An 18,475-nucleotide genomic window follows, 5' to 3' on the forward strand; every position below is an offset into this window, starting at 1 on the left:
GTCCGGTTAGGCCAGCAGTTCCTCCAGGGAAGCAACCATGCTGCCCTCGAAGCCCTCCACAACCTCACCCATGCGGTTCAGCCAGACGCCCAGCAGCCCTGCCGCCGTCGAACCCTCCGCATCCAGCAGCCGGTTATCGCCCACGTACAGCGTTTCGCCCGGGGCAGTGCCCAGCAGCCGGACGCCCTCAAGGTACATGGCCGGATCGGGCTTGGCCACGCCAAGCGTGTCCGTGCCCACCAGGTGCGTGATCCGCTCCAGCCCGGCCCCGTCCAGCTTGGCGCGCTGGTAGTCATGGACGTTGTTGCTCACGGCGCCGTAGGGCACTCCCGCATTGTCCAGGACGTCCAGGAGGGGCAGCACATCGGGGAACGGCTTCACGTACGCGGGCTGCTTCTCCATGTAGGCCGCCAGCCACCGGTGCGACTCCTCGCCCTCGCCCAGGTCAACGCCGAAGTGTCCCAGTGCCGCACGCCCGCGGAGCAGGCGTTGTTCGTTGAACGTCAGCTCGCCGGCCAGGTAGCGGTCGTAGAAGTGGGTGGTCTCGTGGGTGAAGATGCGGCCGAACCGCTCCCACCCGGCCTGGTCCAGTCCGGGCAGGAGGTGTTCGCTGACCTCGCGCAGCGCGGTGGTCATCGAATACTCGAGGTCCACCAGGGTGTCGTCAATGTCGAACAGGACGCCCCGGACACGGCCGAAAGGTGTCTCCAGTATGCCGGCTCGGGCCGCTTGGCTGGGAGCGGTCATCAGCCGCGGAAGGCGCGGAGCCGGCGCAGGGAGGACTCCTTGCCCAGGATCACCATGGACTCAAACAGCGGCGGCGACACGCGGCGGCCGGAAACGGCCGTGCGCACCGGGCCGAAGGCAAGCCTCGGCTTGATGCCCATGTCCTCCACCAGGGCCTGCTTGAGTGCGGCCTGGATGTTGTCCGGCGTCCATTCCGCCACCGGTTCCAGCGCGGCGATGGCGGCATCAAGGACCTCGGGAAGGTTGGCGGGAAGGCCTTTGCGTGCGTCGTCGGCGATGTCGATGGCGTCATCGGCCTTGAACAGGAACGCCAGCATGTCCGGGGCTTCGCCCAGGAGCGTGATGCGTTCCTGGATCAGCGGCGCCGCCTCGGTGACGATTTCCTCTTCGCGGTCTGTCAGGATCTCCCCCACCAGGCCTGCCTCGCGCAGGTAGTGCGCAACGCGGTCACGGAACACCTTGGGCTCGAGCATCCGGACGTGGGTGCCGTTGATGGCCTCGGCCTTCTTCAGGTCGAAGCGGGCCGGGTTGGCCAGGACGTCGTGGACGTCAAAGTGCTCCACAAGCTGCTCCACCGTAAAGATGTCCTCGTCCGCGCTGAGGGACCAGCCCAGCAGGGACAGGTAGTTCAGCAGCCCTTCCGGGATGAAGCCCCGCTCCCGGTGCAGGAACAGGCTGGACTCTGGGTCGCGCTTGGACAGCTTCTTGTTGCCCTGGCCCATGACGTAGGGCAGGTGGCCGAACTCCGGCATGTACTCGGCGACGCCGATGGCGTACAGCGCCCGGTACAGGGCGATCTGGCGGGGCGTGGAGCTGAGCAGGTCCTCGCCGCGCAGCACATGGGTGATGCCCATCAGCGCGTCGTCCACCGGGTTGACCAGCGTGTAGAGCGGCGCACCGTTGGCCCGCACCACGGCGAAGTCAGGGACGGAACCGGCCTTGAACGTGATGTCGCCGCGGACCAGGTCGGTGAACGTGATGTCCTCGTCCGGCATGCGCAGGCGGAGGACAGCCTGCCGGCCCTCCGCCCGGTACTGCGCCAGCTGCTCCTCCGTCAGGTGCCGGTCAAAGCCGTCGTAGCCAAGCTTCGGGTCCCGTCCGGCCGCGCGGTGGCGCGCCTCGATCTCCTCCGGGGTGGAGAAGGACTCGTAGATGAACCCGCCGTCATGCAGCCGCTTGATGACGTCCTGGTAGATGTCGCCGCGCTGGGACTGCCGGTACGGCTCGTGCGGGCCGCCGACCTCAACGCCCTCGTCCCAGTCGATGCCCAGCCACTTCAATGCGTCGAGCAGCTGGTGGTAGCTTTCCTCGCTGTCCCGCGCCGCGTCCGTGTCCTCGATGCGGAAAACCAGCGTGCCCTTGGTGTGGCGCGCGTAGGCCCAGTTGAACAGGGCCGTCCGGATCAGTCCAACGTGCGGGGTACCCGTGGGCGACGGGCAGAAACGGACCCGGACGGGCGTCTCGGCGGTAACGGGCGGAATGGCTGCGGCGGGTGACGAAGAAGCGATAGTCATAGTGGCTTCAACTTTACCCGCCTGGCCGGGTCCGGCCTTCCGCCGGCCGGACAGGCCTAGCGGCGGACGATGGGGTTGGAAAGCCGTCCGATGCCCTCGATTTCCACCTCGAAGCGGTCGCCCTCCTTGACCAGGCCCACGCCGGCGGGCGTGCCGGTCATGATCACGTCGCCCGGCAGCAGGGTAAACGCCTGCGATACCACCGACACCAGTTCGCGCACGCCGCGGATCATCTGGCTGGTGCTGCCGTCCTGGCGCACTTCACCGTTGAGCCTGCCCTGGATCCGCAGGTCCTCCGTGTCCAGGTCGGTCTCGATCCAAGGCCCCAGCGGCGCGGAGGTGTCGAAGCCCTTGGCGCGGGTCCACTGCAGATCCGTTTTCTGGACGTCGCGGGCCGTGAGGTCGTTGCCGCACGTGTAGCCGAAGATGACATCGTCCACGCGGTCTTCCGGCACGTCCTTGCAGATCCGGCCGATCACCACGCAGAGTTCAGCTTCGAAGGAGACCTCTTCGGAGAACTCCGGCAGCACTACGGGGTCGTTGGGGCCCACGACTGCGGTGTTGGGCTTCAGAAAGAGCAGCGGCTGGGCGGGGACCTCGTTGCCGAGTTCATGGGCGTGATCCACGAAGTTCCGGCCAACGCCGATCACCTTGCTCCGCGGGATGATCGGCGCCAGCAGCCGGACGTCCTCCAGCTTGTGGCGCACGGATGTGCGCTCCACGCCATGGAAGAAGGGGTCGCCGTGGATGACAGTGATTTCCTCACTGCCCGGTTCACCTTCCACAACGCCGTACAGGGGATCGGAATCGACTACAAACCTGGCAATACGCATGGCTCCTACCCTACCGTCCCGCCGGTGCCGCCTGGCCCGCGCTGCCGCCGCCGCGCAGGTAGGACAGCTGCGCGGCCACGGACAGCTCGGCGGCACGCCGCACGGAAGGCTCGACGTCGGAATAGACGGCGTCGGCCACCTCCCCCGCGGCTGCATCCTGGCCCAGCCGGTCCAGCGCGGCGCGGATCTGCGCCAGCCGTTCTTCCCGGTGTGTCCGGTAGTCCCGGGCAATGGCTTCAAGGGAGGGCAGCACCGGGCCGTGGGCCGGGAGGACGGTTGCGGGCCCCAGCGCTTCGAGCCGGTCCAGGGATGCCAGGTAGTCGCCCAGCGTGCCGTCCGGATAATCCAGGACGGTGGTGCCGCGGCCAAGGACGGTGTCGCCCGTCAGCACCGATCCATGGTCCCCGTCCGCAGGCAGGTGGAAACAGACGGAGTCTGAGGTGTGGCCGGGCGTGGCCAGGACGACGATCTCCAGGCCCGCGGCCTGGATCACTTCCCCGTGGACCAGCGGAACTCCCCCGCCGTGGCAGTGGCCGGGATCCGCCGCCCGGACCGGCGCGCCCGTCAGTTCATGCAGGCGGGCGGAACCCGCCGTATGGTCCGCGTGCCGGTGGGTCACCAAAATCAGTTCGACGGCGGCGGTCCCGGCCAGTGCGTTCAGGTGCGTTTCGTCCCGGGGACCGGGATCCACGACCACCACGGAGGAATGGCCAGGGGCACGCAGGAGGTACGAGTTGGTGCCGTCCAGGCTCATGGGGCCGGGGTTGGGTGCCAGGATGAACTGTGTGAGCCCGGAGCCGCGCTGCAGCCGGGGGCCGGAAACTGAAGTCACCGGTCCATCCTTGCATCCGGCGCTGCCCCACCCCAGCCCCGCAGCGCGTCGGTGTGCCGGCATCCACCCCGCAACAGTCAGCAGCTTGTTCGCACAACCACGCCTTCAAGGTCAGGATCTGCGAACCAGCCCAGGAATGCCTGTTGGCCGGAACGCAGGACGGCGCCTGCCGGACCCAAGTCCGGCAGGCGCCGTCGTACATTGAAAACTGCCGGGCTATGCCAGGCGGGTCAGCCAGCCGTGGGTGTCCGGCTCCGTGCCCGTCTGGATGCCCAAGAGCTTTTGGCGGATGGCCATGGTGGCCTCCCCCGCCTTGGCGTCCTCGGAACCGATGAACTCGGTGGCGTCCTTGAGGACTCCGATGGGAGTGATGACGGCTGCCGTGCCGCAGGCGAACACTTCGGTGATGTCACCGGAGGCCACGCCGTTACGCCACTCGTCAAGGGTGATCTTCCGCTCGGAAACCTCGCGGCCCATGTCCTTGGCCACCTGGATCACGGACATCCGGGTGACGCCTTCCAGGATGGTCCCGGTGAGCGCGGGCGTTACCAGCGAGCCGTCCTTCATGACGAAGAACACGTTCATGCCGCCCAGTTCTTCCACGGCGTTGTCGTTGGCCTGGTCAAGGAACAGGACCTGCTTGCACCCGTTGGCCTCGGCCTCCTGCTGCGCGATCAGCGAAGCCGCGTAGTTGCCGCCGCACTTGGCGTCGCCGGTGCCGCCACGGCCGGCGCGGGCATACTGCCGGGAGATCCAGATGGATACGGGCTTGAGCTCGCCGCCGAAGTAGTTGCCGGCGGGCGAGGCGATCACCCGGAAGGACACCTCGCGGGCGGCGCGGACGCCCAGGAAGGCCTCGGTGGCGATCATGAACGGCCGCAGGTACAGGGCCTCGCCGTCGCCGGAGGGGACCCACTCCTTGTCCACTGCCACCAGTTCGCGGATGGCGCCGAGGAAGTACTCGGCCGGCAGTTCCGGAAGGGCCAGCCGGCGGGCGGATTTGTTCAGCCGCGCCGCGTTCGCCTCCGGGCGGAAGGTCCAGATGGACCCGTCCGCGTGGCGGTAGGCCTTCAACCCTTCGAAGATCTCCTGACCGTAGTGGAAGACGGCGGCGGAAGGATCCAGGACGATCGGACCGTAGGGTTCGATCCGGGCATCGTGCCAGCCGCCGTTGCCGTCCGCGTCCACGCTGTAGTCCACGATGGCGGTGTGGTCGGTGAAGTAGTTGCCGAATCCCGGGTTTGCCAGGATGGCTGCACGCTCTTCGGCGGACTTCGGGTTGGCCGAAGGCTGCCGGGTGAATTCGACGCCATGGGCGGTCTGGGTCATGGTTCCTCCACGATCGGCCGCCACCTCGTTCAGCGCTGAACGGCGGGGCGGCATTTGGTGATTCGAGACAAGCTTACGCCCGATGCCGGATGCCCCGGCGCGGGCTAAAGGCCGGCGGTGATGGCGTCGCCCACGGCCGTGGTGCTGCGTGCGGTGCCGTCGCGCTTTTCGACGTCGGCAACCACGGCAGCTTCAATCCTGCGGGCGGCGTCCGTGTAGCCCAGGTGGTCCAGCAGGAGGGCCGCGGAGAGGATCGCCGCGGTGGGATCTGCCTTGCCCTGGCCGGCGATGTCCGGCGCGGAACCGTGGACCGGTTCGAACATGGACGGCGCGGTGCGGTCCATGTTGATGTTGCCGGAGGCGGCCAGGCCGATGCCGCCGGTGATGGCAGCGGCGAGGTCGGTGATGATGTCGCCGAACAGATTGTCCGTGACGATGATATCGAAGCGGGACGGGTCCGTGACCATGAAGATCGTGGCGGCGTCCACGTGCAGGTAGTCGTGGGTGACCTCCGGGAATTCCTGGGCGACGGCTTCGACGGTGCGCTTCCAGAGGTGGCCGGCGAAGACCAGGACGTTGTGCTTGTGCACCAGGGTGACATGCTTGCGTTCCCGTGCGCTGGCGCGTCGGAAGGCGTCACGGACCACGCGCTCCACGCCGTGGGCGGTGTTCAGGGAAACTTCGGTGGCTACCTCGTGCGGGGTGCCCGCACGCAGGGTGCCGCCGTTCCCGACGTAGGGCCCTTCGGTGCCTTCGCGGACCACGATGAAGTCGATGGTGCCGGGGTTGGCCAGCGGGCTGCCGACCGTGCCGTATAGCCGGGAAGGCCGCAGGTTGACGTAGTGGTCCAGGCTGAACCGGAGCTTGAGGAGCAGCTCACGCTCGATGATGCCGGACGGGATCCGGGTGTCGCCGGGGGCGGCGCCCACCGCGCCGAAGAGGATGGCGTCGCGGGTCTTCAGGTCGGCCAGGACGTCGTCCGGCAGGGTCTCGCCGGTGCGAAGCCAGTGCTCGGCGCCGAGTTCGTAATGCGTGGGCTTGAGCTCCACGCCCTCCGCCGCAACAGCCTTTTCCAGGACTTTAAGGGCCTCGGCAATGACCTCGGGGCCGATGCCGTCGCCGGGAATAACTGCAAGATCGATGGAGGATGCGCTCATGTCTTCAGGGTAGCCAGACCATCCATATGCTGGTCAAGCCGTCCCATATTCCGGACACCGGGTCCGTCGGCGGCGTTGGAGTCCCGGACGTGTACAGCGATCAGCCCCAGGCATGAGGCACCCGCCACCGCATCAGCATAGAGTTTCGGGGTGGAATTACGGCACAAGGCTTATCACTGGCTCCGGGTCAACACCTTCCGGGTGGACCTGGTCCTCATGCTGGCGCTCCTGCTTTTCTGCGGCCCGGTGTACCTCATCGCGGACCGACCCTGGCACTTCGTGCTGTCGAGCGCACTGGTGGTGCCGCTGGCATGGCGACGCACCCGGCCGGTGCCCGCGGCGGGCGCCATTGTGCTGGCATCTCTGGCGTTGTGGGCGTCCGGGCTGGAGCCCCTGGCGGGATTGATGGCTGTTCCGCTGATCATCTATGCCGTTGCCGCCTACGGTCCTGCCTGGGCCAGCCGGTCGGTCCTTGGCCTGGGCCTGCTGGGCGGCGTGCTGCTGACCACCCGAAACCTCAGCAGCACGGCCCAAACGGGCGTGCTGGGCCTCACCATCAGTGCCGTGTACACCGTACTGATCTGGATGCTGGTGTTGTTCAGTTGGACCCTCGGGGACTTGACACGCGTCCGCCGTCAGCAGCTGCAGACCCTCGCGGACCGTGCCCGTCGGCTCGAAACCGAACAACAGCAGGAACGCTTCCTGGCCGCCGCCGATGAACGCGCCCACATTGCCCGTGAGATGCACGACATCGTGGCGCATTCCCTGTCCGTGATCATCACCCAGTCCGACGGTGCACGATACGCCGCGGCAGCCAACCCTGCCGTGGCCACGGAAACGCTGGCCACCGTCGCCGCCACGGCACGGGAATCGTTGGCGGAAATGCGCCGGCTGCTGGGTGTGCTGCGGCACGGCGATGAGTCCACCACCCGCCCGTTGCCCGGACTTGTGGACCTCGATGAGCTGTTCCTGGGGTTCCGTGCGGCCGGCCTGCCGCTGGACGTCGAACAGCTGGGATCGCCGCGGCGCACCCTACCTCCGGGCGCCGAACTCACGGCATACCGGGTCCTCCAGGAATCCCTGACGAACGTCCTCACGCATGCAGGTCCGCGGGCCCGGGCCCGGGTTTTGGTGCGGTGGCAGCCACGCGGGCTGCAGCTCGAAGTGCACGACGACGGCCGGGGCGCTTCTGCCCATCCGGCGGTGGGTGCCGGGGAAGACGGCGGTAACGGGCTGCGGGGCATGCGGGAACGGATCAGCCTTTACGATGGTTCGTTGGCGGCCCGCCCGGCCGCGGGCGGGGGCTTCCAGGTTTCGGCCTTCCTTCCCTACACCGAGGCTTGAGCATGACATTGCCACTAGACCGCGACACAACCGCTCCGATCCGAGTGGCGCTGGTCGATGACCAGCAACTGGTGCGCTCGGGATTCAGCATGCTGATCAACTCCCAGCCGGACCTTGACGTCGTGGTCGAGGCCGGGAACGGGCTCGAGGCACTCCAGGCCCTCGGAGCAGCAGCCGCCGACGTCGTCCTGATGGACGTGCGCATGCCGGGAATGGACGGCATCGAGGCCACCCGCAGGCTTATCGAACGCGCCGCTTCCGCCCCCGCCGGGTCAGCCAGGGCTGAACTTCGCGTCGTGGTGCTCACGACCTTCGATCTGGACGAGTACGCACTGGCGGCCATCCAAGCCGGCGCCAGCGGTTTCCTCCTGAAGGACGCCCCGCCGGAGGAACTGCTGGAAGCCATCCGCACGGTGCACCGCGGGGACGCCGTCATCGCCCCCTCCACCACCCGCCGGCTCCTGGACCACGTAGCTCCGCTGCTGCGCGCGCACGGCAACGAACGGCCCGAGGACCACGAGGCCGTCGAACGGCTCACAGCCCGCGAACGCGAAGTGTTCACCCTCATGGCACAAGGGCGATCCAACCCTGAGATCGCGGCAGACCTGTTTGTCTCCGAAGCAACCGTCAAAACACATGTAGGGCACATCCTGGCCAAGCTTGGGGCACGGGACCGGGTCCAGGCAGTCGTGATCGCCTACGAGACCGGGGTGGTCACTCCCGGGGGCTGACGCCTGGCGCGGTGGTCTCAGACCTGGGTATGAGGCCGGCCCCGGCAGGACCAGACCACCGGCCGATCCCCGGGCGCCGGGTGCGGCCATAGCGTGGAAACATGACAACTTCCGCGCATGCCCATACTGCTTTGAACAGGCAAAACATCACCTCCGCTCCTGCCGTGCAGGCCCTCTCCCTGGCCAAGACATACGGCCGCGGCGCCACCCGCGTCAGCGCCCTGCGTGAGGTCAGCGTCACATTCGATGCCGGCCGCTTCACCGCAATAATGGGCCCTTCCGGCTCCGGAAAGTCCACCCTGATGCACTGCCTCGCCGGCCTGGACACCGCGGACTCCGGACGGATCCTGGTGGGCGGGACGGACATCACGGCCCTGAACGACAAGCAGCTCACCACTCTTCGCCGCGACCGGATCGGATTTGTCTTCCAGGCCTTTAACCTCGTGCCGACGCTGACAGCCGAACAGAAAGGTCAACGGCGCCGCCGGACGGGCCACCTTGGAAGCCGTGGTGCTGCGGACCCGCAACATCCCGGCCCTGGTGTCCACCGACACCGCCCGCCAGTCGGGCCTGACGGGCAGTGGCGTTGCCCCAACAGACAGTGCGCGGACCGATGGCACCGGCCCCGCGGCCAGTGCCGTCTGGCTGCGCCTGGCGGACGCTCCCGGCGGCGCACCGCTGTCCGCAGACCGGATCAAGGACATCCAGTCCGCTGTTGCCCAGGCAGCAGGCGTGTCCGCGGGTGCGGTCAGCGGCGCCGCCATAGAGCGGGTCACCTTCAATGAGGTCATCGACGTACTGCTCCTAATGGTCACGGGCCTATTGGGGGTGGCGGTGCTGATCGCGCTGATCGGCGTGGCCAATACACTGTCGCTGTCCGTGCTCGAACGGACCAGGGAGAACTCCCTGCTCCGGGCGCTGGGCCTTACCAAAGGCCAGCTGCGGGGCATGCTGGCCCTTGAGGCAGCCCTGGTGGCCGGCGTCGCCGCAGTGATTGGTGCTGTCCTGGGCAGCGTCTATGGCTGGCTGGGGGCGCGGTCCGCCCTCGGCAGCCTGGCCGAGGTCACACCCTCCGTCCCTTGGCTGCAGTTGTTGGGGGTACTGGCCGTGGCCGTGGTCGCCGGCCTGCTGGCGTCGGTCATTCCTGCCCGGCGTGCGGCACGGCTGTCGCCTGTCCAGGGGCTTGCCGCCGCATAGCCCGCCGACGGCCGGGCCAGGGCGCCGGAACGGGAAAGGGCAGGTGGCGCGGAAGTCCGCCTCACCTGCCCTTTCGTGCGCCGGAACCTCAGGCTTCGGCCGGTTCCTCGAACTTGGGGAACACAGGAGTGGGAGCCGGCAGTGCCGTTCCCGGGACGATCGGGCTGGCGATGGCGGCGAACTGGCGGGCTTCACCTTCTGCCTGGCCCAGGGCGTCCAGGAGCTTGGCCGTGGCGTTGGGCATGACCGGCTGGGCCAGGATGGCCACGATCCGCAGGACCTCCAGGGTCACGTACAGGACGGTGTTCATGCGTTCGACGTCGGTCTTCCGCAGGACCCAGGGCGCCTGATCGGCGAAGTAGGCGTTGGTGTGGTGCAGCACGCCCCAGACAGCTTCCAGGGCGCGGCTGAATTCCTGCTTGTCGAAGGCGGCGCGGGCGGCGTCCAGCAGGCCGTTGGCCTGGTCAAGGATGGCCTGGTCCGCAGCCGTGAACTCTCCGGGGGTGGGAACCGAGGCGCCGCAGTTCTTCGCCACCATGGACAGCGACCGCTGTGCGAGGTTGCCGAAGTTGTTCGCCAGGTCCGCGTTCATGCGCCCCACGATGGCCTCGTGGTTGTAGCTGCCATCGGCCCCGAACGGGACTTCGCGGAGGAAGAAGAACCGCACCTGGTCCAGCCCATAGCGGGCAACGAAATCGGCAGGAGCCACCACGTTGCCCAGGGACTTGGACATCTTGACCCCGTTGTTGTGCAGGAACCCGTGGATCATGACCCGCTTGGGCAGATCCAGCCCTGCGCTCATCAGGAAGGCGGGCCAGTAGATGGCGTGGAACCGGGAGATGTCCTTGCCGATGATGTGGACGTCGGCGGGCCAGTACTTCCGGAACTTGTCCGAGTCCACATCCGGGTAACCGACGCCCGTGAGGTAGTTGGTCAGCGCGTCCACCCAGACATACATGACGTGCTTGTCGTTGCCGGGCACGGGAACGCCCCAGTCGAACGTGGTCCGGCTGATGGACAGATCCTCCAGCCCGCGCTTGACGAAGCTGATGACCTCGTTGAACCGGTACTGCGGCGCGCCGAATTCCGGGTGGGATTCATACAGTGCCAGCAGTTTGTCCTGGTAGGCGGACAGCCGGAAGAAGTAGCTCTCCTCCGCCGTCCACGTCACCTCAGTGTCCGTCTCTTTCGAGTAGCGCACGCCGTCGTCCTTGACCACGGTGTCATCCTCGCCATAGAAGGCTTCGTCCCGGACGGAGTACCAGCCCTCGTACTTGGAGAGGTAGATGTCCCCGTTCGCTTCCATCTTCTTCCAGATGGCCTGCGAGGCAGCGTAGTGGTCCTCGTCCGTGGTGCGGATGAAGCGGTCGTAGCTGATGCCCAGCGCGGCGTGCGCGGCCATGTAGACCTCCGCGTTCCGGTCCACCAGCTCCTTGGGCGTGACGCCCTCCTTCTCCGCGGTCTGGGCAATCTTCATGCCGTGCTCGTCCGTGCCGGTCAGGAACATCACGTCATAACCGTCCAGCCGCTTGAAGCGCGCCATGGCGTCGGTGGCTATGTACTCGTAGGCATGGCCGATGTGCGGCACACCGTTGGGGTAGGTGATGGCCGTGGTGATGTAGAACGGCGTTTTTTCTGGAGCAGTCACGTTCGGACGGTTACCTTCAGTGCGGAGTGGGCGGGGCTAGATCAGTTCTGTCAGGGTATCGCTCAGCCGGACCAGTTCGTGGTCGTGGGAGGCCACCAGGACGGCGATCCCGTCAGAGGTGGTGTCCTTCAGGATACTGATAATGCGGTTGGCAGAGGCACGGTCCAGGCTGGCGGTGGGCTCGTCCACCACCAGGACCCTGGTGCCCAGGATCAGGGCGCGGGCGATCGCCACGCGCTGCCGTTCACCGCCGGACAGCTGGGCGGGACGGTGCCGCATCCGCCGGCCAAGGCCCACCAGGTCCAGGAGGTCCTTGGCCATGTCGCGCCGCTGGTCCACTTCGCCGTCCGGAACGGCAGGCAGGAGCACGTTCTCCAGTGCGCTCATGCCGTCGATCAGGGCACCGCCCTGGTCCACATAACCGATCAGTGCACGACGGCGGTCGGCGATTTCGTCGTCGCCCATGCTTTCGAGCGAATCGCCTTCCCAGAAAACGCGGCCCGACGTCGGCAGGGTGAGTCCCGCGCCGACGGTCAGGATGCTGGTCTTGCCGGAGCCGCTTCGGCCGGCCACACAGTGCATTTCGCCGGCGTGCAGGGTCAGGTCGAAGCCTTCCACCACGCTCACGGCCTCGGCGCCGCCCTTTCCACCGCCATAGCGGATGGTGATGTCGCGCATCTCCAGCGGGGTGGCGTGGTCGGCCGACTTGACGATGGTGTTGGCCCGGGTCTGCAGGGGGACCTCGTTGGAGCCGCTCCTGCGGCTGCGCTGGAGGTTCGTCGGGTTTGTCATTGGACCACTTTCGTTGCAATAGGTATCCAGCAAATTACAGCCACCAGGCCGGCTACGGCGGCCCAGATGGCCGCGTAGGGTGCCAGCAGCAGGCCGATGCCCAGGGCGCCCAGCACGCCCAGCGGCAGGGCCACGGTTCCCACCAGTGCGTTCTCGAACAAACGGACCTGGCGGAGCATGTCAGGGTTCCAGCCCATCGCCTGGAGGATGCCAAGGTATTGCCGCTTGGCGTTGAGCTCGAAGCGGCCTGTCACCAGGGTGAGCACCAGTCCCACGGCCACCCCCGCAAGCGCCAGCAGGATGCTCGGCAGGGTGACGCTGGCCGCCGCCAGGCCGCTCAGCGCGCTTGCACCCGCTGCCCGCGGGATGTCGATCAGCAGGGCGATCAGCCCGCCGACGGCGGCACCGAAGACGCCGACCGCAACCGCCAGGGACAACGTGTTGAACTTGTTGGTGCTCAGCTGCCGGTTGGCGAAGGTCAGCGGCGAATCCACCGGGATGAGCCGTTCGTCGTGCTGCGGCTCCTGGTCGATCACGTCGCGGTGGCGGAGCTGCTGCGCGGCGAAGAGGGCCGCGCCGCAGTACAGGACCAGGACGGCGGCGCACACCAGTGCGGTGGCAAGGCTCCAGCTCACCAGGCTCAGCACGATGCCGGCGGCGGCGAGCAGTACGGCCCCGACGCCGAATTCCTCAAGTAGCCAGCTGCGGATCCGCCGCTGGGTCCAGCCCATGGCCCGCAGGGTTCCTGCCTCGCTGCGCCGTTTCCGGATGTAGCTCACGGTGGAGGCCCCCGTCAGCAGGGCGGCGCCGCACAGGGTGAGGAACAGCAGCGTGATGTTCGTTCCGGACAGTGCTCCGGCCACGGCTTCGGCAGCGTTCTGCCGGACCCAGGACTGCTGGACGGTGCCCAGGGCGGACTCCTTGCCGGCTCCGTCCTTGGAGTAGCCGGGAACGAAGATGCTGGTGTCCTCACGCGCCGAACCGGCCACCACGGTGGCGTCCAGGCCCATGTCCCTGATCTCGGCGGCGAGCTTCTCCACCTCGGGCTGGGCGTCCTTCCAGCTGCCCGGCGCCTTGGCGCGGACGCGCACGGCGTCGATGACGGCGGCGTTCTGCTTGTAGCCGCGCGCTGCTGCGAGTCCGTAGTAGTCGGTGATGGCACCGGCGGACTGGCTGGCCAGCCCGGTGGCGCTCAACGAGGGCTTCAGGTCTGCTGCGGGAACATCCTTGCCGGCAGCATCCTTGACCAGCGTGAACGGCGTGGGGTCGTAGCCGCCCAGCGGGAGCTTGTTGACGTCCCCGGAGGCCGCCTCGACAGCGGCGGGGTCGAACGTGCCGTACACCATGGGCAACGGCGTTGCCGCCTGCTGCTGGCCGGTGGACAGGTTGTCCCGGTAGGACCGCTCGTCCACCGGGTTCCGCTGGGTCTGGTCAACGGGCGCGCCGTTGGCGGCCTTGTCAGGAAGGCGGTTGACGGTGACCCATTCGCCGGGAACAGCGGTCTTTTCCACGGCACCGTTGGCCGCTGTGTCACTGTCGTTGTATTTGGGGGCGCCGGCGAAGTTGGTGCTCCACTTTGCCGGGGTGTACAGGCCCGCGTTGAAGTTGCCGTTGTTGCCCAGCAGCGACGAGTGGTCCGTGGAGCCCGGCCATGACAAAACGAACGGGTCCTTCGAGACGAACGGCAGGTAATCCTTGCCCAGGGACTTCGACACGGTGCCGACGTCCTTGACTACCTTGCCGGCGTCGTCAATCTCCTCGATCTTGACGTTGTACTTCAGGTCCAGGGATGTTCCGGAACGCACGATCAGCGGGACGGCCTGCGAGCCGCTGGTCAGCTGGCCGGTGCGCTTGGCCTGCTGGTACTGGGTCATCAGCGGAGCCCAGTACTTGAGCTTGACGCCCAGGAAGTCCGGACCTTCCTTGAGTTGGTCCATGCTGATGCCGTTGGTGAAGAGGCCTTCCAGGTAGCGGCCCACGGCGCCCGCGTCGCGTGCGTCGGCGGGCGGGGCCTTCTCCAACGGGGCCAGGAAGTCGCCCGCGGAGCCCAGCAGGGCCCGTTCAGCGGCCGGGTCCACTGCCACCACGGATTCGGTGACCTCGGGAGCCAGCGGGAGGGCGACGGAAAGGTTGAAGAGATTGTGCTCGGAGCCGCCGGCGGGGGCGGGGAATTTGATGCCGGTCTCCCCCGCCGCCGGGGCGATGCGGATGCTGCTGCCGCCCTGGGCCTTTTCCTCCACGAGCCGGGCCTTGCCCAGCGTGCCCTCGGCGGTGGTCTTGAAGAGGGTCTGCTCCGAGTTGCCGTCAGAGCTCACTGCGCTGGCGGTCAGCCGGTACTTCTTGGCGGCATCGGTCAGGACCGATTCAGCGGCCGGCCACTTGTCCGGTGAGGTGGCACCCGCCGCCTGGTCCGCGGTGGCGGTGCCGGCCAGCCCGGCGTTGTAGCCGAGGTAGTCCATGGCGTCGAGCCGGGGCGTCTCAAGGTTCTGGGTGACCCGCGAGACCAGGCTGATGGGGGCCGCCACGGACGTGCCGGACAGCTTCCGGATGGAGTCCAGCTGGTCGAAGCCGATGCCGCCGGCGCCGTTGGCGATCTCGGGCTGCAGGAGGGCCCCGGAGGGTGCCTTGGCCTGGACCAGGATGTCGTAGAGCCCCCTCGAGTTTTCATCAACCGTGCGGTTGAGCGCAGCCTGTGACTGGCTTTGAACGAGGACCGACAAGCACATGGCTGCGATCAAGATGGCCGCGGTCAACAGCAGCACCCTGCTTCTGATGAACCTCTGGACGGCGTTCATGGAACTCCCTGAAACCTGGATTGCGTGCGCACACTTCCATCCGCCCGGGCAGACGTGGACAATGACGGACGGATGTGCAAAAGGTATTGGCCGGTCTGCCGGCTACGGTCCTGAATCAGGACCAAGCCATTGTAAGCAGACCGGCCAATCATACGTGGCTCCGCAGTGGACGAAGCCTTGCGGAGGGGCGGCAGCGGCGTTTCGGCCGGTGTGTCGCGTTAGTCTTCCAGGTCCACTTCCCGGACCATCTCAGCGCCGATGCCTGCCTTGATGGCGTCCAGCACCTGCTGCGGCACAGAGCTGTCGATGGTCAGCAGGGCAAGGACCTGGCCGCCCTCGTTGGAACGCGCCACCTGCATGCCGGCGATGTTGATGTTGTTCATGCCCAGGATGTGGCCGATGGTTCCGATCACGCCGGGGCGGTCGGTGTAGGCAACCACCACGAGGTGCTCGCTGATGGGGATCTCAACCTCGAAGCCGTTGATGCCCACCAGCTTCTCGATCTGCTTGGGACCGGTCAGGGTGCCGGCCACGGAGATCTGGCTGCCGTCGCTGAGGGCGCCGCGCAGGGTCAGGACGTTGCGGTAGGACTCGGTCTCCGGCGTGGTGATCAGGCGGACGTTGATGCCGCGCTGCTCGGCGATCACCGGGGCGTTGACATAGGACACCTGTTCGGTCACGACGTCGGCGAAGATACCCTTCAGCGCGGCCAGTTCCAGGACCTTGACGTCGAGTGAGGAGATTTCGCCGGCCACCTCGACGTCGAACTGGGTCAGGGAGGCGTGGGTCAGCGCGGTGAAGATGCGGCCCAGCTTCTCGATCAGCGGGATGCCGGGGCGGACGTCGGGGGCAATGACGCCGCCGGCAACGTTGACGGCATCCGGCACCAGCTCGCCGGCGAGGGCGAGGCGGACGGACTTGGCCACGGAGACGCCGGCCTTCTCCTGGGCTTCGTCGGTGGAGGCGCCCAGGTGCGGGGTCACCACCACGTTGTCGAGCTTGAAGAACGGCAGGTCGGTGCTGGGCTCCTTGGCGAAGACGTCCACGCCGGCGCCGGCGATCTCGCCGTCCTGGAGGGCGGTGAAGAGGGCTTCCTCGTCCACCAGGCCACCGCGGGCCACGTTGACCACGTAGGCGGTGCTCTTCATCTTCTTGAACGCGTCAGCGCCCAGCATGCCCACCGTCTCGGGCGTCTTGGGCATGTGGATGGTGATGAAGTCCGACTGGGCCAGGAGTTCGTCCAGGGTCACCAGCTGCACGCCCAGCTGCGCGGCGCGGGCGGAGGTGATGTAGGGGTCGTAGGCAAGGATCTTGGTGTCGAAGCCCTTCAGGCGGGCTGCCACCAGGGCACCGATCCGGCCCAGGCCGATGATGCCGATCTTCTTTTCGAACAGCTCGATGCCGGTGTACTTGGAGCGCTTCCATTCGCCGTCCTTGAGGGCGGCGCTGGCCTGCGGGATGTGGCGGGCCAGGCTCAGGATGTGGCCCACGGTGAGTTCAGCGGCGGACACGATGTTGGACGTGGGCGCGTTGACCACCATGACGCCGGCCTGGGTGGCGGCCTTGATGTCCACGTTGTCCAGCCCCACGCCGGCACGGGCAATGACCTTCAGGTTCTTGGCCGCAGCGATGGCTTCGGCGTCAACCTGGGTGGCGGAGCGGACCAGGATGGCGTCTACGTCACTGATCGCAGAAAGCAGCTGGGAACGGTCGGCACCGTCGGTCTGGCGGATTTCAAAGTCCGGGCCAAGGGCCTCGACGGTGGCGGGGGAAAGTTCTTCGGCGAGCAGTACTACGGGTTTTGACACGGCTGATCCTCTGCGTTGCAGTCCTGGGGATGGAAACAAGTCTAGGCCGACGGAAAGGCCGGGCTCACATTGTTAAGTGTGAACCCGGCCTCACCGTTGCGGTCTATGTGGTTGGGCTGGCAGCCTTAGCGGGCTGCGGAGCCTTCCACGTAGTCGACGTCCTGCTGCTGCCAGGAGAACAGGGAGCGCAGTTCGCGGCCGACAGCCTCGATGGGGTGCTGCTCGGCCTTGGCACGCAGTTCCTTGAACTCCACGCCGCCGTTGTCCTGGTCCTCGATGAAGCGCTTGGCGAAGGCACCGGACTGGATGTCGGCCAGGACGGCCTTCATGTTTTCCTTCACCTGGGGGGTGATGACGCGCGGGCCGGAGACGTAGTCGCCGTATTCTGCGGTGTCCGAGACGCTCCAGCGCTGCTTGGCGATGCCGCCCTCCCACATGAGGTCGACGATGAGCTTGAGCTCGTGCAGCACCTCGAAGTAGGCGATCTGCGGCTGGTAGCCGGCCTCGGTGAGGGTCTCGAAGCCGTACTGGATCAGCTGGGAAACGCCGCCGCAGAGGACAGCCTGCTCGCCGAAGAGGTCCGTTTCGGTCTCTTCGGTGAAGGTGGTCTTGATGACGCCCGCGCGGGTGCCGCCGATGGCCTTGGCGTAGGACTTGGCCAGCTCCCAGGCGTTGCCGGACGCGTCCTGCTCGACGGCGATGATGTCCGGGATGCCGCGGCCGGCCTCGAACTCGCGGCGCACGGTGTGGCCCGGAGCCTTCGGGGCCACCAGGATGACGTCAACGCCTTCCGGTGCCTGGATGTAGCCGAAGCGGATGTTGAAGCCGTGGGCGAACGCCAGTGCCTTGCCGGGGGTCAGCTTGTCCTTGATGGAGTCGTTGTAGATCGCGCGCTGGTGCTGGTCCGGCGCCAGGATCATGATGACGTCAGCCCATTCGGCGGCGTCGGCAACGTTCTTGACCGTGAAGCCTGCATCCTGCGCCTTGGCGGTCGACTTGGAGCCGTCCTTCAGGGCGATGACGACCTCGACGCCGGAATCGCGCAGGTTGAGCGCGTGGGCGTGGCCCTGGGAACCGTAGCCAACGATGGCAACCTTGCGGCCCTGGATGATCGACAGATCGGCGTCGTCGTCGTAGAACATTTCAGTCACTTGCGTAACTCCTCTTGAGTGGTTGTAGATAGTGGTCTTGCGGTGCTGCGGTTACGGGCGCGGGGCCCGCCTTGGGCAGGTGCCTAGGCGGAGCGGAGCGCCCGGTCACTCATGGAGCGGGATCCCCGTCCAACGGCCAGGGTGCCGGACTGCACAATTTCGCGGATGCCGAAGGGCTCCAGCACTGAAAGCAGTGCCGTGAGCTTTTCGGGGTGGCCGGTGGCCTCAATGACGACGGAGTCGGTGGAGACGTCGACCACTGAGGCACGGAACAGGTCTGCGGCCTGGGTTACCTGCAGACGTGTTGCGGCATCCGCACGTACTTTGACCAGGATGTGGTCGCGCTGTACGGAAGATTCTGGGGTCAGCTCAACGATCTTGATGACGTTGATCAGTTTGTTGAGCTGCTTGGTGACCTGCTCGATGAGGTCGCCGTCGGCGTCGACCACCACCGTCATGCGGGATACGCCCGGCACTTCGGTGGGGCCAACGGCCAGGGAGTTGATGTTGAAGGCGCGGCGGGCGAACAGGCTGGCCACGCGGGTCAGGACGCCGGGCTTGTCCTCAACCAGGACGGAGAGTGTGTGGCGGCTCATG

At 67.0% G+C, this 18,475-nt stretch carries 14 protein-coding genes and 2 pseudogenes; 4 read left to right on the top strand and 12 right to left on the bottom strand.

The genetic code is table 11. The features are described 5' to 3' along the window. Positions 1 to 6 precede the first annotated feature (6 nt). The 6 genes from ACEN9K_RS13675 to ACEN9K_RS13700 all read right to left on the bottom strand — a co-directional run bounded on the left by ACEN9K_RS13675 (position 7) and on the right by ACEN9K_RS13700 (position 6,412). A complete protein-coding gene (locus ACEN9K_RS13675) occupies positions 7 to 747 on the bottom strand; it encodes an HAD family hydrolase (protein WP_018768324.1) in 741 nt (246 codons plus the stop codon). Beyond that, positions 747 to 2,261 (bottom strand): glutamate--tRNA ligase, encoded by a 1,515-nt coding sequence (gene gltX, locus ACEN9K_RS13680; protein WP_018768325.1) that lies wholly within the window; start codon positions 2,259 to 2,261, stop codon positions 747 to 749. The genes ACEN9K_RS13675 and gltX overlap by 1 nt, the downstream gene beginning before the upstream one ends. Before the next feature lie 56 nt (positions 2,262 to 2,317). Further along, positions 2,318 to 3,094, bottom strand: coding sequence for a fumarylacetoacetate hydrolase family protein (locus ACEN9K_RS13685; protein WP_018768326.1), 777 nt, complete (start codon positions 3,092 to 3,094; stop codon positions 2,318 to 2,320). A 10-nt stretch (positions 3,095 to 3,104) separates the two neighbouring features. Then, positions 3,105 to 3,926, bottom strand: coding sequence for an MBL fold metallo-hydrolase (locus ACEN9K_RS13690; RefSeq protein WP_495634548.1), 822 nt, complete (start codon positions 3,924 to 3,926; stop codon positions 3,105 to 3,107). Positions 3,927 to 4,142: 216 nt separating this feature from the next. Then, on the bottom strand, positions 4,143 to 5,255 hold the full coding sequence (locus ACEN9K_RS13695; RefSeq protein ID WP_495634549.1) for a branched-chain amino acid aminotransferase: 1,113 nt from the start codon (positions 5,253 to 5,255) through the stop codon (positions 4,143 to 4,145). 104 nt (positions 5,256 to 5,359) lie between these two features. Beyond that, positions 5,360 to 6,412 (bottom strand): 3-isopropylmalate dehydrogenase, encoded by a 1,053-nt coding sequence (locus ACEN9K_RS13700; protein WP_495634550.1) that lies wholly within the window; start codon positions 6,410 to 6,412, stop codon positions 5,360 to 5,362. Between the two features lie 150 nt (positions 6,413 to 6,562). On the opposite strand from ACEN9K_RS13700, the gene ACEN9K_RS13705 reads away from it, so the two are divergent. The 4 genes and pseudogenes from ACEN9K_RS13705 to ACEN9K_RS13720 form a co-directional block, all read left to right on the top strand. Next, positions 6,563 to 7,756, top strand: a complete 1,194-nt coding sequence (locus tag ACEN9K_RS13705) for a sensor histidine kinase (protein ID WP_495634551.1) — start codon at positions 6,563 to 6,565, stop codon at positions 7,754 to 7,756. Between the two features lie 2 nt (positions 7,757 to 7,758). Beyond that, positions 7,759 to 8,487, top strand: coding sequence for a response regulator (locus ACEN9K_RS13710; RefSeq protein WP_495634552.1), 729 nt, complete (start codon positions 7,759 to 7,761; stop codon positions 8,485 to 8,487). Between the two features lie 101 nt (positions 8,488 to 8,588). Next, positions 8,589 to 8,954 (top strand): annotated as a pseudogene (locus ACEN9K_RS13715) (ABC transporter ATP-binding protein); the annotation flags it as partial. 1 nt (position 8,955) lies between these two features. Further along, positions 8,956 to 9,684, top strand: a pseudogene (locus ACEN9K_RS13720) (ABC transporter permease); the annotation flags it as partial. Between the two features lie 88 nt (positions 9,685 to 9,772). Here ACEN9K_RS13720 and metG read toward each other — a convergent pair. The 6 genes from metG to ilvN all read right to left on the bottom strand — a co-directional run bounded on the left by metG (position 9,773) and on the right by ilvN (position 18,474). After that, positions 9,773 to 11,332 (bottom strand): methionine--tRNA ligase, encoded by a 1,560-nt coding sequence (gene metG, locus ACEN9K_RS13725; protein WP_018768335.1) that lies wholly within the window; start codon positions 11,330 to 11,332, stop codon positions 9,773 to 9,775. 36 nt (positions 11,333 to 11,368) lie between these two features. After that, a complete protein-coding gene (locus ACEN9K_RS13730) occupies positions 11,369 to 12,124 on the bottom strand; it encodes an ABC transporter ATP-binding protein (protein WP_018768336.1) in 756 nt (251 codons plus the stop codon). Further along, entirely contained in the window at positions 12,121 to 14,919 is a 2,799-nt protein-coding gene (locus ACEN9K_RS13735) for an ABC transporter permease (protein WP_495634553.1), read from the bottom strand. The genes ACEN9K_RS13730 and ACEN9K_RS13735 overlap by 4 nt, the downstream gene beginning before the upstream one ends. Before the next feature lie 218 nt (positions 14,920 to 15,137). After that, entirely contained in the window at positions 15,138 to 16,727 is a 1,590-nt protein-coding gene (gene serA, locus ACEN9K_RS13740; RefSeq protein ID WP_018768338.1) for a phosphoglycerate dehydrogenase, read from the bottom strand. Between the two features lie 125 nt (positions 16,728 to 16,852). Beyond that, positions 16,853 to 17,878 carry a ketol-acid reductoisomerase gene (gene ilvC / locus ACEN9K_RS13745; RefSeq protein WP_026265624.1) on the bottom strand — a complete coding sequence of 342 codons (1,026 nt, stop codon included), beginning with the start codon at positions 17,876 to 17,878 and terminating at the stop codon, positions 16,853 to 16,855. Between the two features lie 83 nt (positions 17,879 to 17,961). Beyond that, positions 17,962 to 18,474: an acetolactate synthase small subunit gene (gene ilvN, locus ACEN9K_RS13750; RefSeq protein WP_018768340.1), complete on the bottom strand. Its 513-nt coding sequence runs from the start codon at positions 18,472 to 18,474 to the stop codon at positions 17,962 to 17,964. Position 18,475: the final 1 nt, after the last annotated feature.

The organism is Pseudarthrobacter sp. Pseusp20 (genome assembly GCF_059492155.1).

What these genes read in the sequence shown, in the direction of transcription:
- ilvN (WP_018768340.1), bottom strand. Translation starts at nt 18,474, where the DNA reads ATGAGCCGCCACACACTCTCCGTCCTGGTTGAGGACAAGCCCGGCGTC.
- ACEN9K_RS13685 (WP_018768326.1), bottom strand. Translation starts at nt 3,094, where the DNA reads ATGCGTATTGCCAGGTTTGTAGTCGATTCCGATCCCCTGTACGGCGTT.
- ACEN9K_RS13730 (WP_018768336.1), bottom strand. Translation starts at nt 12,124, where the DNA reads ATGACAAACCCGACGAACCTCCAGCGCAGCCGCAGGAGCGGCTCCAAC.
- gltX (WP_018768325.1), bottom strand. Translation starts at nt 2,261, where the DNA reads ATGACTATCGCTTCTTCGTCACCCGCCGCAGCCATTCCGCCCGTTACC.
- ACEN9K_RS13700 (WP_495634550.1), bottom strand. Translation starts at nt 6,412, where the DNA reads ATGAGCGCATCCTCCATCGATCTTGCAGTTATTCCCGGCGACGGCATC.
- ACEN9K_RS13735 (WP_495634553.1), bottom strand. Translation starts at nt 14,919, where the DNA reads ATGAACGCCGTCCAGAGGTTCATCAGAAGCAGGGTGCTGCTGTTGACC.
- ACEN9K_RS13675 (WP_018768324.1), bottom strand. Translation starts at nt 747, where the DNA reads ATGACCGCTCCCAGCCAAGCGGCCCGAGCCGGCATACTGGAGACACCT.
- ACEN9K_RS13695 (WP_495634549.1), bottom strand. Translation starts at nt 5,255, where the DNA reads ATGACCCAGACCGCCCATGGCGTCGAATTCACCCGGCAGCCTTCGGCC.
- ACEN9K_RS13710 (WP_495634552.1), top strand. Translation starts at nt 7,759, where the DNA reads ATGACATTGCCACTAGACCGCGACACAACCGCTCCGATCCGAGTGGCG.